Annotated in this window: 13 protein-coding genes; 1 reads left to right on the forward strand and 12 read right to left on the reverse strand. The window is 55.0% G+C overall.

What is annotated here, in order from left to right:
• Positions 1-236 precede the first annotated feature (236 nt).
• Both CYPRO_RS13875 and CYPRO_RS13880 read right to left on the reverse strand, forming a co-directional pair.
• Entirely contained in the window at positions 237-575 is a 339-nt protein-coding gene (locus tag CYPRO_RS13875; RefSeq protein WP_114985183.1) for a hypothetical protein, read from the reverse strand.
• A 125-nt stretch (positions 576-700) separates the two neighbouring features.
• Positions 701-1,798: an Mrp/NBP35 family ATP-binding protein gene (locus CYPRO_RS13880; RefSeq protein ID WP_114985184.1), complete on the reverse strand. Its 1,098-nt coding sequence runs from the start codon at positions 1,796-1,798 to the stop codon at positions 701-703.
• 80 nt (positions 1,799-1,878) lie between these two features.
• On the opposite strand from CYPRO_RS13880, the gene CYPRO_RS13885 reads away from it, so the two are divergent.
• Positions 1,879-2,718 carry an SDR family oxidoreductase gene (locus tag CYPRO_RS13885; protein WP_114985185.1) on the forward strand — a complete coding sequence of 280 codons (840 nt, stop codon included), beginning with the start codon at positions 1,879-1,881 and terminating at the stop codon, positions 2,716-2,718.
• A gap of 60 nt (positions 2,719-2,778) precedes the next feature.
• Here the strand turns inward: CYPRO_RS13885 and CYPRO_RS13890 are convergent, their stop codons facing one another.
• From CYPRO_RS13890 to hemA, 10 genes are all read right to left on the reverse strand, one after another.
• Entirely contained in the window at positions 2,779-3,210 is a 432-nt protein-coding gene (locus CYPRO_RS13890) for a YqaA family protein (protein WP_114985186.1), read from the reverse strand.
• A gap of 174 nt (positions 3,211-3,384) precedes the next feature.
• Positions 3,385-4,656 carry an MFS transporter gene (locus tag CYPRO_RS13895; RefSeq protein WP_270049187.1) on the reverse strand — a complete coding sequence of 424 codons (1,272 nt, stop codon included), beginning with the start codon at positions 4,654-4,656 and terminating at the stop codon, positions 3,385-3,387.
• Positions 4,657-4,658: 2 nt separating this feature from the next.
• The gene (hemL, locus tag CYPRO_RS13900; protein WP_114985188.1) at positions 4,659-5,966 is read right to left on the reverse strand and encodes a glutamate-1-semialdehyde 2,1-aminomutase; all 1,308 of its coding nucleotides are present in this window, start codon (positions 5,964-5,966) and stop codon (positions 4,659-4,661) included.
• 176 nt (positions 5,967-6,142) lie between these two features.
• Positions 6,143-6,571, reverse strand: coding sequence for an ATP-binding protein (locus tag CYPRO_RS13905; RefSeq protein WP_114985189.1), 429 nt, complete (start codon positions 6,569-6,571; stop codon positions 6,143-6,145).
• A 12-nt stretch (positions 6,572-6,583) separates the two neighbouring features.
• Positions 6,584-7,606, reverse strand: coding sequence for a porphobilinogen synthase (gene hemB / locus CYPRO_RS13910; protein WP_114985190.1), 1,023 nt, complete (start codon positions 7,604-7,606; stop codon positions 6,584-6,586).
• A 316-nt stretch (positions 7,607-7,922) separates the two neighbouring features.
• Positions 7,923-8,846: an oxygen-dependent coproporphyrinogen oxidase gene (hemF, locus tag CYPRO_RS13915; RefSeq protein ID WP_114985191.1), complete on the reverse strand. Its 924-nt coding sequence runs from the start codon at positions 8,844-8,846 to the stop codon at positions 7,923-7,925.
• A gap of 514 nt (positions 8,847-9,360) precedes the next feature.
• The gene (gene hemE, locus CYPRO_RS13920; protein ID WP_114985192.1) at positions 9,361-10,410 is read right to left on the reverse strand and encodes a uroporphyrinogen decarboxylase; all 1,050 of its coding nucleotides are present in this window, start codon (positions 10,408-10,410) and stop codon (positions 9,361-9,363) included.
• Positions 10,411-10,512: 102 nt separating this feature from the next.
• Positions 10,513-11,226, reverse strand: a complete 714-nt coding sequence (locus tag CYPRO_RS13925) for a uroporphyrinogen-III synthase (protein ID WP_114985193.1) — start codon at positions 11,224-11,226, stop codon at positions 10,513-10,515.
• A complete protein-coding gene (gene hemC, locus CYPRO_RS13930; protein ID WP_114985194.1) occupies positions 11,226-12,155 on the reverse strand; it encodes a hydroxymethylbilane synthase in 930 nt (309 codons plus the stop codon). Before hemC ends, CYPRO_RS13925 begins: the two co-directional genes overlap by 1 nt.
• A gap of 3 nt (positions 12,156-12,158) precedes the next feature.
• A complete protein-coding gene (gene hemA / locus CYPRO_RS13935) occupies positions 12,159-13,415 on the reverse strand; it encodes a glutamyl-tRNA reductase (protein ID WP_114985195.1) in 1,257 nt (418 codons plus the stop codon).
• Positions 13,416-13,422: the final 7 nt, after the last annotated feature.

The raw sequence follows: 13,422 nt of genomic DNA on the forward strand, positions 1-13,422 counted from the left end.
CGCGTTTTTATGTGTGATCGGCCATCCCCCAAAAGGGATGGCCTTTTCTTATATCGGGCAATCACAGGCTGCTTCCTCCTGAACCGGTCAGCCTGATCGTTCGGCTTAGCTGTTATGACATGTGCATTTACCCGGGGTGAGAAACGCTGTGCATATCATAGTTCTCCGGCAGATCTTATCTTCCAAACCTGCGTTACACGCCCGTATTTTTTGGTGCAGGCTTTATCGGGTCCGGCTTATGTGGCCTGTTTTTCCTTTAGCCAGCGGCTTGTGCGCGACAAACGCGAGAAATGTCTAAAACCGTAAATCAGGCACACCAGCGCAACAAGCCCCCAGAGTAATACCGCAGTGAGTGCAGCGCCCCGCTCAGTTTCAATGTATTCGAAGAGCCTGAAAATACTGTTCATCAGGAAAATGGTACTGACCAATACCGTGATCAGGAGCATGAGCCAGCTGCGTTTTTTGATCCGGTTGGCAGCGGCTGCGTGATTGCCTTCTTTAACGTTGTCATAATCCGCCGCGGTAATAAAGGGACGGGCGTAATAGAGCGCTTTTTTTGCTTCTTCAGTAAGCATGCTGTTAAAATAAAAAAGGCCGCGGTAAACGATGTGATACCGCTTTTCCGCGACCCGGATATGAAGGGTTCAGAAACAAAGCCGGGGCACCGGAACCAGGCTTCCGGAGCGTACCCCGCGCCTGTTTACTTAAATTTGATTTCGATTTTCTCGGTGGGATCCTGCATGGCATTCCGGATGGAAATCTGCTGCGCACTGCGGTTGGCAATTTCTTTGAATGAAATGGCAGCGGCACCTAAGTCATCCTGTGCGACGGCAGGTACGCCTTCATCCGCTCCTTCCCGAACCGTCTGCTCGAGCGGCACCTCTCCCAGGAAGGGCACGTCGAGCTTTTCAGCGAGATTACGGGCGCCATCCTTTCCAAAAATGTGGTATTTGCGGTCGGGCATGTCCGGCGGCGTGAAGTACGCCATGTTTTCGATAATACCCAGCACCGGCACGTTTACTTTCTGGAACATGGCAACCCCTTTGCGGGCATCATCCAGCGCAACATCCTGCGGGGTCGAAACAATGATGGCTCCGGTTAAGGGCACCGTCTGCACAATAGTGAGCTGAATATCACCCGTGCCCGGAGGCAGGTCCATCAGAAGGTAATCGAGCTCGCCCCAGTCGGCCTCACTCAGAAACTGTTTAACCGCGCTTGAAACCATCGGGCCGCGCCAGACGACCGCCTGATCCTGATCAACCAGCAACCCCATAGAGAGAAGCTTTACGCCAAACTTTTCCAGGGGGATCAGTTTACGACGGGTGTTGATGTTCGGACGCTCCCGCACGTTAAACATGGTCGGAATGCTCGGGCCGTAGATATCCGTATCTACAAGGCCGACTTTGGCGCCGGTCTGTGCCAGGGCAACCGCAAGGTTAACGGAAACGGTTGATTTACCTACACCGCCCTTGCCCGAAGCAACCGCGATGATATTTTTCACGCCTGAAAGCGTGTCAGTCTGGGTTTCCTCAATCTTTTTGTTCTGTTGTACCTTTGAGCTCATGTTAGGCACGACCTCCGCTTCTGCGTCAACAAGGTGCTTTACCGCGTTCACGCAGGCGCGCTGAATCTGTTCCTTCATGGGGCAGGCGGGGGTAGTGAGGTTGACCGTAAAGCTCACCTTTTTCCCCTCAATCTGAATATCTTCAACCATATTCAGGCTTACGATATCCTGATTCAGGTCGGGGTCGATAACATTACCAAGTGCTTCTAATACTTTTTCGCTCGTAATTGACATACAAATAAATTCCGGTTTTATCTTGTCTGATAGTATCTTGGCAAATTAACACTCTTATATGAAATATCGTTGAAAGATTTATGCATCAGCCTCCTGTAAAAACCGTTTCTGTGCTGGGCTGCGGCTGGTACGGACTTCCTCTCGCCTCGCGTCTCGTACGGGCCGGGTTTCAGGTAAACGGTTCAACAACTTCGGAAGAGAAGCGACCGCTGCTGCAGGCACAGCATGTTTCGGACTATGTGCTTGAGTTTACGCCAGGCCTTAAAAGTGCGCAAAGCCTGCATTCCTTCTTTGACGCGGATGTACTCGTACTTAACATCCCCCCGGGCCGCCGCAGGGAAAATCTGCGGTCTTGGTACCGCTTGCTTATAGATAACCTGATGCCGCACCTGCTTGCTTCGCCAATCAGTCAGGTTATTTTTATCAGCTCGACTTCCGTCTATCCGGATGTGAACGGGGTGGTGCAGGAGGAGGACGCCGGCGCGGGTTCTGTTTCCGAATCGGGACAGGCTATGCTTGAGGCTGAGGCGGCGCTGCTTGGCCGGAGTGAGTTCGGAACGACCGTGCTTCGCTTTTCAGGGCTGTATGGCAACGGCAGGCACCCTGCGAAGTATCTCGCGGGCAGGACCAGACTGAAAAAACCGGAAGCCCCTGTCAATCTCGTTCATCTCGAGGACTGTATTCGGGTTACGGAGCGGGTCATTCGCAGGCAGGTTAGCGGGGAAGTGTTCAGCGTGTGCTGTGATGAACATCCGAACCGGAAGACCTACTATACCGAAAGTGCGCGCCGAATGGGACTCGCGGTACCTGAGTTTGATCCGCCGCAGGAAACAGACAGCTGGAAACAGGTCAGTAGCCGGAAGCTGCGGGACAGCCTGGGCTATGCGTTCAGGTATAAATCGCCCTACGACGGCTACTGAGCTTTGCCGGTTTTTGGGTAAGGGAAAGCTGTGAGCGCTTTTACCCTGATGGGAAACGAACTACATGATCCAAATGATGAGGGCGTAGCGGCCGATTCGAAGGCTGAACACGAGAAGGATAAAAGGCAGTAAAGGGAGGCGGAACAGCCCGCCGACAATGGTGAGCGGGTCGCCGATGAGGGGTGCCCAGCTCAGGAACATGCTCCACATGCCGTATTTTTTGGCCCAGATCAGTGATATCCGCCCGTAGCGGCTTTCCCGCAGCTTTTTCCGGGCCGGATGGTAGAAGAGGCGACCGAGTCCGTAGTTGAACAGACAGGCAAGACAGTTGCCCAGCGACGCCCAGAACAGGATGGGTGCCGGATCCAGCCCCGCTAACATAGCTGCTACAACCGCTGCTTCCGAACTGAACGGCAGAATGGTAGCCGCTGCAAAGGCAGTCGCAAAAAGCCCGAGATAGGGCCAGGCTATACCTGCAAAAAGCGGGGTCAAATCAGTTCAGAGTGCAGAGTGAAGAGTTGTTGATTGTTGATTGTTGATGCCTAAATACGAGTGGTTGATGGTTTTGTGCTCTGTGCTCTTACTTCCGTCCTCTGTCTTCCGACTTTTGTCCTCCGTCCTGAGCCTCCCTCTTCCGTCTTCAGTCCTCTCAATTGGCGCTCATTCTCAGCCGGAGGCGGGTTCAGAGCTGCTGCGGCCGCTTACGATGCGGTAGCCGATCCAGATGGTGAGGCCGATTACGGCGCCGGTGACGAAGAACGGGATGAAGGGGGAGATGCCGAAGAGGAATCCGCCCCAGGTCGGGCCTATGGTGCGGCCGAGGCCTGAGAGGCCCTGCGCGGTGCCCATGACGGTGCCGACCTGTGCAGGATCGGCTTCTTTGGAGATGAGGCTGTTCATCGTAGGCAGGTTGAGGCTGTGCCCGACGGCCATCAGGCCCAGGAACAAGGTTAACATCCAGACTTCGGTGGAGAAGCCGATGAGAGCCATGCCGATGGCCATAAGAATGTTGCCGACCAGGAAGATTTTTTCTTCCGCAAATTTGCGGGTGAGCGGGCGGATGAGGCCGCCCTGAATGACAACGGCAATGATGCCGATGTAGAAAAACTGCAAGCTCACCTGCTGCGCGTCCATGCCGAGGATGGCTTCGCTGAAGAGCGGGAAGGCGCTGTAGAGGTTGGATTGCCCGAACGACAGGATAAAGGCAGCGAACACCAGCATGCCGAAAAAGGCGGTGCCTTTGGCTTTATTGTCGCTGAGGCGGTCCCAGAATGTTTTGGTGAATACGCCCCCGAATTTGAATTTGGGAAGGCTTTTGGCACGCTCTTTATCAACGGTTTCTTCGAGGCGGAAGAAGACCCAGAGGAAGCTGCAAAACGACAGGAAGGCTGCGAAGAAGCCGGGCAGGGCGTATTTGTTGGCTTCGAGCCAGGCCGCGAGATCAGCGTAGCCGAGGTTGGCGAAGAAGCCCGCAAAAGCGGGGTTGATGAGTCCGGCAGCGAGCACCGGTCCCAGCACAAATCCGATGCCGAATGCTGCGCCAATCAGGCCCATGCCGCGGGCGCGTTCTTCCGTTGTGGTGACATCGGCAATGTACGCCTGCGCGGTGGAAATACTGCCGCCCATGATACCGGCAAGGAGGCGGGAAAAGAGCAATACGCCCAGTGATCCCGCCAGCCCGAAGATGATGTAGGCGACCATCGAACCCAGGGTGCTGATTATCATGATGGGGCGCCGCCCGATGCGGTCGGACAGGCTGCCCCATATCGGAGAGAAAATCAGCTGTGCAAACGAAAAGATGCTGTACAACAGGCCGATGGTTATGGCTGTAGCACCGAACTCCGAGCCGTAAAACGGCAGAAGCGGCAGCACGATGCCAAAGCCGATAAGGTCAATCAATACAACAAAAAAGACCGTAAATAAGCGCCCCTTTTTCAAACTCAGCCTTTGTGTTGTGCCTGTTGAATCAGTTCTTCGACGGTTTCGTCGGCGGCGTTGACCGTGTGATCGAGCTGCACCTGCGTGATGGCGTTGGAGAGGAACAGGCTTTCAAAAGCCGAAGGCGGCAGGTAAACGCCGCGTTTGAGCATGCCGTGGAAGAATTTACCGAAGAATTCAACATCGGTTTTGGCGCAGCTTTCAAAGTCGGTGACCGGGCCTTCGCAGAAAAAGATGCCGAGCATGGAGCCGACGCGGTTGAAGCTGTGCGTGATTTCGTGATGCTTGAATACGCGGTGCAGCCATTCTTCCAGATGGGCGGTTTTGTGCTCGAGCTCTTCGTACACTGAAGGATTTTTATGAAGCTCGGAAAGCAAGGCAAGTCCCGCGCTCATGGCGAGGGGGTTACCGGATAGGGTTCCTGCCTGATACACCGGCCCGACAGGCGAAACGACATTCATGATTTCTTCCTTTCCGCCATAGGCCCCGACCGGGAGACCGGCGCCGATGATTTTCCCGAAAGTGACGAGATCGGCCTGTACGCCGTACAGCTGCTGTGCGCCGCCGGGAGCAACGCGGAATCCGCACATCACTTCATCAAAAATGAGGATCGCGCCTTCCGCGGTGCAAATATCGCGCAGGCCCTGCAGGAAGCCATCGGCAGGGGGCACACAGCCCATGTTGCCGGCAATGGGCTCAATGATGAGTGCGGCAACCTGCCCTTTGTTTTCGGCGAAGAGCCGCTTCACATCTTCAATGTCGTTGAAGTTGGCGGTGAGGGTGTCCTGCGCGGTGCCTTTGGTAACGCCGGGGCTGCTGGGCGTGCCGAAGGTCATGGCGCCGCTGCCGGCCTTAATCAGGAAGGAGTCGCCGTGCCCGTGATAGTTGCCTTCGAATTTGATGATTTTATCGCGCTCGGTGTAGCCGCGAGCGACGCGGATGGCGCTCATGCAGGCTTCGGTGCCGGAATTTACCATGCGGACTTTATCGAGGCCGGGCACCATCTGTTGAATCAACTCGGCCAGCTCAATTTCGAGCTCGGTTGGTGCGCCAAAGGAGGTTGAACGTGCGGCGGCGTCCTGTACGGCTTTCACGACCGGGGGCCAGGCATGCCCCAGGAGCATGGGTCCCCAGGAGCCGACGTAGTCGATGTAGCTGTTGCCGTCCGCGTCGTAAAGCACGGAACCTTCGGCCCGCTCAAAAAAAACGGGCGTTCCGCCCACTGCCTTAAAAGCCCGCACGGGACTGTTTACCCCGCCGGGAATGAATTGCTGTGCCCGTTTAAAAAGGACTTCACTTTTCTCGTACATATAAAAAAATTGAATTTCGTTTAGTGACTCAGAACAGCGCTTTAAATCTTAAACCCGATTGTTTCGCTGTAAATAACTTAAAATAGCGCAGACGCTTGAACAGGGTGTGAATCTTTCCAAAACAATTTGAACACGTCTTTATCTGCTGCATACCGCTGTTCACGAAAAATCAGGGGCTATGCATTTTTGCGCCAGTATTTTTTCAGCGTCAGGGTGTTGATATTTTCATGGGTATGATAGGAAATTTCATCCATCACGTTGTGCATGATGTTAAACCCAAAACCCCCTTCCGGCAGGGAATCAGGATCATTAATATCGATGGTAAGCTCTTTGGGTTCAATGCCGAGCATATTTGTGATGCCTTTGTCGGATATGCTGATGAGCACATAGTCAAGGGTGAAGGAAAGGTATATGGAGATATCGCCGTTTTTATCACTCTTATAGGCGTGCTCGGCTACGTTATTCAGCGCTTCCACAACTACAAGGCGGATGTTGCAGGAGTTGGGACTGCAAATGTTGTTAACCAGGCACAGCTGCTGTATCCGCTCAGATACGGCGAGTATGTTGCTGGTTGTGCTCTTGATATGGAAGTCCCATGATCTCACTGTCGTATCCGGTCAGCTTAGGTCGGTTTGTGAAAGGAATGCAGCCGCTTCACGTGCAAAATATGTGGCAATCAGATCGGCACCCGCGCGCCGGAATGCGAGTAAAGATTCCATCATGGCCTGCTCTTCATTGAGCCATCCGCTTTGTGCTGCGGCTTTGATCATGGCATATTCGCCTGAAACCTGATAGACGGAAACGGGCACGCTCACGCTTTCGCGAACGGCCCGCACCACATCGAGGTAGGGCATGCCCGGTTTCACCATTACAATATCTGCCCCTTCCTGCTCGTCGAGCTGTGCTTCGCGGACAGCTTCGCGGATATTCGCCGGATTCATCTGATAGGTTTTTTTATCGCCAAAGCCCGGGGCCGAATCGAGGGCGTCCCGGAATGGTCCGTAGAAACATGAGGCGTATTTGGCGCTGTAGGCCATGATGCCGGTATGGATGAAATCTTCGGCTTCCAGGGTTTTGCGAATGGCTGAGATGCGCCCGTCCATCATATCGGAGGGTGCAACCACATCCGCGCCGGCCTGCGCATGGCTGAGTGCCATTCTTGACAGGATTTCGACGGTTTCATCATTGATGATTTCTCCGCCTTCAACAACGCCGTCATGGCCGTAAACCGAGTAGGGATCGAGGGCGACATCCGTCATGACACACATTTCGGGCTGGATTTCTTTCACCAGCCGTATGCTGCGCTGCATGAGGCCTTCCGGATTTATGGCTTCTTTGCCCTGATTGTCTTTTAACTCTTCGGGCACTTTTACAAAAAGGAGTACTGATCGTATCCCAAGGGCGTAAAGCGATGTAATTTCTTCTTTTAAAAGATCGGTGCTAAACCGGTAGTATCCAGGCATGGAGGGAATGGGATCCCGGACTTCTTTGCCTTCAACCACAAAAAGCGGCGCGACAAACATGGCCGGATGCAGATGATGCTCGGTCGTCATCGCCCGCAGAGAGGCTGACTGCCGCATTCTTCTGCCCCTTACAGCCGGAAAGGCGCCGAGTGGATTTGGTAAAATTCTAATGCTCATAATTGTATCGTATTGGATTGTATGATAGCTTTTTTAGGCGCAGTTTCCAATTGCAAGTTTTACAATCCGGCCCCCTTCTGAGCCCAACAAACGGCTTCGAAATGCCCCATCCTGTACCATCACAAGTTGAGCCGAACGGCTACGTGATGATGGGATTTTGCCGTGTTTGTGTTAACAGACCGACAGCCAAAACAGCTGCGTTCCACATTGGTCCAGCATTTCCTGATTGTAGCCTGCGCAGGATTTTTCCGCTACCAGCCACACATTTCCCGGCTTCGCCTTGGGGGCCCGGAAATTTCGCGGTGAAAGCTGCAGGTTAAAGCGCCCAGTCCTGCGGGTTTTGGAGGATATGCACCAGGCGTTCTTCTTCGCTTCCGGGGCGGACTACGGGGCTGTAGTCCCAGCGTACGCGCGGGGGCAGGCTCATCAGAATACTTTCGATGCGCCCGTTGGTTTTGAGTCCGAAGAGGGTGCCGCGATCGTGCACAAGGTTGAACTCGACATAGCGGCCCCGACGCAGTTCCTGCCAGTATCGGTGCTCCGGCTCCCATGGCAGGGATTTGCGCCTTTCCGCAATCGGGATGTAGGCTTCGGTGAAGGCATTGCCGCAGTGCTGCGCGAGCCGAAACCAGCTTTCAAGGCCGTCGGTACTGTCCGCTTTGCGGCGGTAATCGTAGAAAATGCCCCCGATGCCGCGTGCTTCACCGCGGTGCGTGTTGTGGAAGTAGGTGTCGCACTGTTTTTTGAAAACCGGATACAGGGTAGGATCAACCTGATCGCAGGCGGCTTTATGGGTTTGATGGAAGTGACGGGCGTCTTCATCGAAAAGGTAGTAGGGCGTCAGGTCCGCGCCGCCGCCGAACCAGGCATCTTTGCGGGTACCATCCGGCGCGTCGTAGAGCTCGAACATGCGGTAGTTGGCGTGTACGGTTGGTACGAAGGGGTTTTCGGGATGAATGACCAGCGAGATGCCTGCCGCGAAAAACCAGCCTTCCGCGGTGCCGAACTGTTTTTGGATGAATTCGGGCAGTGCCCCGTGCACGACGGAGACGTTTACCCCGCCTTTTTCAAAAACAGCGCCGTTGGCGATCACGCGGGTTCTGCCACCGCCACCGCCATCCCGCTCCCAGAGGTCTTCCTGAAACCTGGCCTTTCCGTCCGTTTTTTCGAGGGCCGCACAGATGCGGTCCTGAAGGTCATAAATGTAGTCTGTAAACCGGTCTTTGAGTGCTTTTTGCAACAGTTTTTTGCTTTACGATGAGGATTGGAAACTTTAATGAGGGATGAAAATAAAACATCTGCGGATGAACTGCACGCAAGGCCGTTCACTGCGCTGCCGTGTGTCTATCGGATGATCAGTGAAACCGAAAGTGCCGGATACACTGCCTGTAGGGAAAAGTCGTAGCGGGCGGCGGCTGTCACATAAAAAGATTGCAGGGTTTCGACGGCTTCATGCGCTCGTGTGTTTTTTTGTGGGTGATGCTGATGCGGGTTCAGCGCGGATTTGTCCTGACTCCGGGCTGATACGGCTGTGCGGGTTAACGCTCAGGCTGACCGTTACGGCACGGATCCCAAAAAGCAAGGGATTCATCTTTGACTTGGGAGCCCTAATCTGTCACGAAAGACCGTGATGTTCACGGCGTTTCACCCAAAAAAAAGAAAAACAGGCATACGCAGGGCTTTCGCTTCAGGCTTACCAACTGTTAATATGCCGCTGCGTTGCTGCTGAAACCTGCCCTTTGGTCCGGGCGGTCTCAGGATTGGGGTTCCCAGCTTTTGACGGCTTCGAAGAAGGCGCGGGCGTGATCGACCGGCACGAAGGGCAGAATGCCGTGTCCGAGGTTGGCGATGTAGCGCTGCGCACCGAAACGGTCAATCATGCGGTGCACCTGCTTCGTGATGTCCGCGGGGGACGATAAGAGCCGGGCAGGATCGAAATTTCCTTGCAGCGTTATTTCGTTGCGGGTGAGCTGACGCGCGTACTCCGGGGTGATGCACCAGTCCACCCCCAGCGCGGCGGCTTTGGTGCGGTAAGCGACACCTTCAAGCGCGTACCAGCTGCCTTTGGGGTACAGAATCAACGGTACTTCGGTGATAGCGTCGGAAATCTGCTTCAGGTAGGGGAACGCTATTTCGTTGAAGTCTTCGGGGGAAAGCAATCCGCTCCAGGAGTCGAACACCTGTACGGCCTGTGCACCGGCAGCGATTTGTGCTTTCAGGTACCGGATAGTCGTTTCTGCAATTACCGAAAGAACGTGTTTTGCCGCTTCCGGATGCTGAAAATAGAAGGCTTTGGCTTTGGCAAAGTCTTTGGAGCCGCGGCCTTCAACGAGGTAGCAAAAGAGGGTCCACGGTGCGCCCGCAAAACCGATGAGCGCAGCTTCGCCGTTAAGGGCGTGACGCGTGAGGGTGAGGGCTTCCATTACGTAGTGCAGGCGGTCGTGTACATCGGGTACCGCGAGGGCAAGGGCCTGCTCAGGCGTGGTGACCGGGGTAGGGATGCGGGGACCTTCGCCGGGATTGAGCGTGACTTCTACGCCCATGGCTTGGAGTACCACGAGGATGTCGGAGAAAATGATGGCGGCGTCAGGGGCGAAGCGGCGGATGGGCTGCATGGTGATTTCGCAGGCAAGGTCAGGCGTTTCGACCCGCTCGAAGAAGGTGTACTTTGCGCGGAGTTCCATGTATTCCGGCAGGTAGCGCCCCGCCTGTCTCATCATCCAAACCGGCGGACGGCTTACTTCTTCGCCGCGCAGGGCTTTTAACAGCAAATCATTTTTGAGTTCAGGAAAAGGGTTGCTCATACGTTAACAGTGGTTTTAGGATGGATGACGGTTTTCGGATTTTTTGCGCGCTGACTGTCTTTGTGAGATGGCCTGATCAGCATGTTATAATGCAGACGGTTGTCATTGGTTAAAATAGTGATGAATGGCACGTATTATGTGTGCGGTTGAGGGTTCTGCTGCTTCAAGTACGGGATTGAAGCGGGCTTCGCGCAGGGCCTGAGCCGTTGTGCTGCCGATGGCAAAAGCGGGCAGTGCTGCGCCGGGGCTGCCCGGAAGCTGTTGCCAGGCCTGTACGGCACCCGGGCTGTAGAAGGCAAGGGCGTTCAGGTTTTCGGGGATGTTCGCGGGTCTGAGTGCCTGCGCCCGATAACAGCTTATGTGGTAATAGCGGATGCCAGCTGCCTGCAGGATTTCGCGGGCTTCGGGCCGGGGCTGTGCGGCGGCAAAGTGCCAGACGTTTTCACCCGGTTTGAGGCGGGTTGCCATGAGCCTGCCGGTTGCGGTGCCGTGCTGTGCGTCCGCGGCGGGCTGTTGGGCTTGGATGCCGGCTTCGGCGAGCCGCTGCGCCGTTCGGGCACCAACTGCAAAAATGAGCGGCGGGAGGCTGATGTGCCGCTGAACGGGAAGAAAGGCTTCAACGGCATTCCGGCTGGTAAATAAAAAAGCTGCGGGCTTGGGAAGACTGCTGCAACGGGCCCGGATTTCATCACCCGAAAAGAAGGACAGCGCGGTTAGCGGTTCTGTCTCAGCCTGTATGCCGAGGGCGGCTGCCTGCGTGATTTCTGCTTCACTGAGGGCGCGGGTGAACCAAACCCGAACGGGCAGCTGTGCCATTACTCGGGATCTTTGCGGATTTCCGCGAGAATATCCATTACGGTGTCGCGCTCCATCATGGCTTCGGCAGCGCGGTCGGCCATGCTCGCCGCATGCTCGACCGGCATGTTCATGGCGATTTCTTCACGACGGTGCCCGTCGAGGGAAGTCAGCACCGCTTTAAACTGCACCTGACCGCCGTACATTTCGGCAAAGGCACCGAGCGGGGCGGAACAACCGCCTTCGAGTACCTGCAGAAAGCGGCGCTCTACCCGCGTGCACAGCGCGGTCGTAGCATGATGAAGAAGACCAATTGCGCGGTTGAGGTCAGGGCGGTTGTCGCGGGCCATTACGGCTACGGCTCCCTGCGCCGGGGCGGGAATCATCCAGTCAAGGTAGGCGGAAATGTTGCCGTCGAGGCCTACCCGCTTGAGTCCGGCGGCGGCAAAAATAGCGCCGTCCCAGTTGTTTTCGTTGAGTTTGCGCAGGCGGGTGTGCACATTACCGCGGATGTCGGTGAGGCGGTGTTTGGGGTACTGCCCGAGCCACTGTCCGCCCCGCCGGTGACTGCTTGTGGCAATGGTGGCGGTGTACTCAGGATCCGTCAGGAAATCAGCGTCTTTGCGGGCAACGAGCACATCGCGGGGATCTTCACGTTCGAGAATCGCGATTACGGCCAGCCCTTCGGGGGTTTGGGTCGGGATGTCCTTAAAAGAGTGCACGGCGATATCGACTTCATCGCGGAGAAGGGCGTCGTCGAGGGCTTTGGTAAAAACGCCTTTGCCCCCGAGCAGGGGCAGCGGCGTATCCAACACCTGATCCCCTTCTGTTTTAATAAACACCAGCTCAGTTTTGAACCCGTGCTGTTTGAGTCCGGCAGCAACATGCTCGGCCTGCCAGGTGGCCAGAATGCTATCCCGCGTGCCAATGCGTATGGTCTTAAACCCCATTACTCAGACTTCGTCCCCGATTTTATACATATCGTGAATGATACGGGTAACTTCTTCGGTACGCCCCTGATTTTCTTTAAGATGCTCGATGGAGTGCGCTACAATTTTGTTGATGATGCGCTGCGTGAGATGTTCGACCTGCGTCATCGTTTCTTCATTCATCTTATGGCGGAACCGCTCAATTTCTTTACGCCTGATCTGATCGAACTTGGTGTTGATAGCCCGAATGGTCGGGACTACGCGCAGCTCTGACAGCCAGGTACACCATTGATCGAATTCTTCTTCGATGATGCGTTCTACATGCGGGATGTTGGCCTGACGTTCGCGGAAGGTTTCGTCGAGGGTATCACTGAGCATGTCCATGTTGATGAGGTGGACAAAAGGCATTTCCCCGACTTCATCAGCGATATTACGCGGCACGGATAAGTCGATCATCAGCTTTTCGCCGGCTTCGGGATCGCATAAATCCATGTGACCGTGATTAATTACGGCATGCGAAGCGCCGGTAGCTACAATGATGAGGTCAGCCCGGGCAATTTCGATATCGATGTTTTTGATCGGGGCTACATTTACCGGAAAGCGCATGCTTAGGCGCTCTGCACGGGTCATGTTCCGGTTGATGACTGTTACATCCGAAGCGCCCATTGCGATCAGGTTTTTGCAGGTCACCTTCCCGATTTTGCCTGCACCGACGAGCAACACTTTTTTGCCGGTCAGCTTTTTCATGCGGCGCTTGGCGAGCTGAACGGCTGCATAGGCCGTAGAAGCCGCGCCCATGCCGAGGCTGGTTTCGTTGCGGGTGCGCTTGTGCGTGCGGGTTACACTCTGCATGAGCCGGTGAATGACGGAATCAGCCAAACCGAGATCAGAAGACAGGCGGTAAGATTCTTTCACCTGCTTGATAATCTGCAGGTCGCCCAGAATCTGTGCTTCCAGCCCGACCGCTACCCGGTAAAAATGCCGGAGTGCGTGTTCGCCATGGCGGATAAAGCCATACTCCTTGAATTCGCCCATCGAGCCTTTGGAATGCTTGCAAAAGAGAATGGAAAGCAATTCCGCGTCCGAGGTTGTGGCAAAGATCTCGGTGCGGTTACAGGTTGAGACGATAATCATACCGCTGATACCCTGTACTTTCGCGTCTTCGAGTAAGGTTGACTGCTCTTCCCACGAGAGGCTGAACTTCTCCCTTACCCGCACATCTGCAAGGTGATGGTTAATTCCGATAAGTGTAAATTTTTCTAACAGTATGCTTTTATCCATAAACGAT

The organism is Cyclonatronum proteinivorum (assembly GCF_003353065.1).
GTDB classification, from domain to species: domain Bacteria; phylum Bacteroidota; class Rhodothermia; order Balneolales; family Cyclonatronaceae; genus Cyclonatronum; species Cyclonatronum proteinivorum.

Excerpts from the sequence above, each read along its gene's own strand:
- CYPRO_RS13875 (WP_114985183.1), bottom strand. The coding sequence starts at position 575 with ATGCTTACTGAAGAAGCAAAAAAAGCGCTCTATTACGCCCGTCCCTTT.
- CYPRO_RS13880 (WP_114985184.1), bottom strand. The coding sequence starts at position 1,798 with ATGTCAATTACGAGCGAAAAAGTATTAGAAGCACTTGGTAATGTTATC.
- CYPRO_RS13885 (WP_114985185.1), top strand. The coding sequence starts at position 1,879 with ATGCATCAGCCTCCTGTAAAAACCGTTTCTGTGCTGGGCTGCGGCTGG.
- hemL (WP_114985188.1), bottom strand. The coding sequence starts at position 5,966 with ATGTACGAGAAAAGTGAAGTCCTTTTTAAACGGGCACAGCAATTCATT.
- hemB (WP_114985190.1), bottom strand. The coding sequence starts at position 7,606 with ATGAGCATTAGAATTTTACCAAATCCACTCGGCGCCTTTCCGGCTGTA.
- hemE (WP_114985192.1), bottom strand. The coding sequence starts at position 10,410 with ATGAGCAACCCTTTTCCTGAACTCAAAAATGATTTGCTGTTAAAAGCC.
- CYPRO_RS13925 (WP_114985193.1), bottom strand. The coding sequence starts at position 11,226 with ATGGCACAGCTGCCCGTTCGGGTTTGGTTCACCCGCGCCCTCAGTGAA.
- hemC (WP_114985194.1), bottom strand. The coding sequence starts at position 12,155 with ATGGGGTTTAAGACCATACGCATTGGCACGCGGGATAGCATTCTGGCC.
- hemA (WP_114985195.1), bottom strand. The coding sequence starts at position 13,415 with ATGGATAAAAGCATACTGTTAGAAAAATTTACACTTATCGGAATTAAC.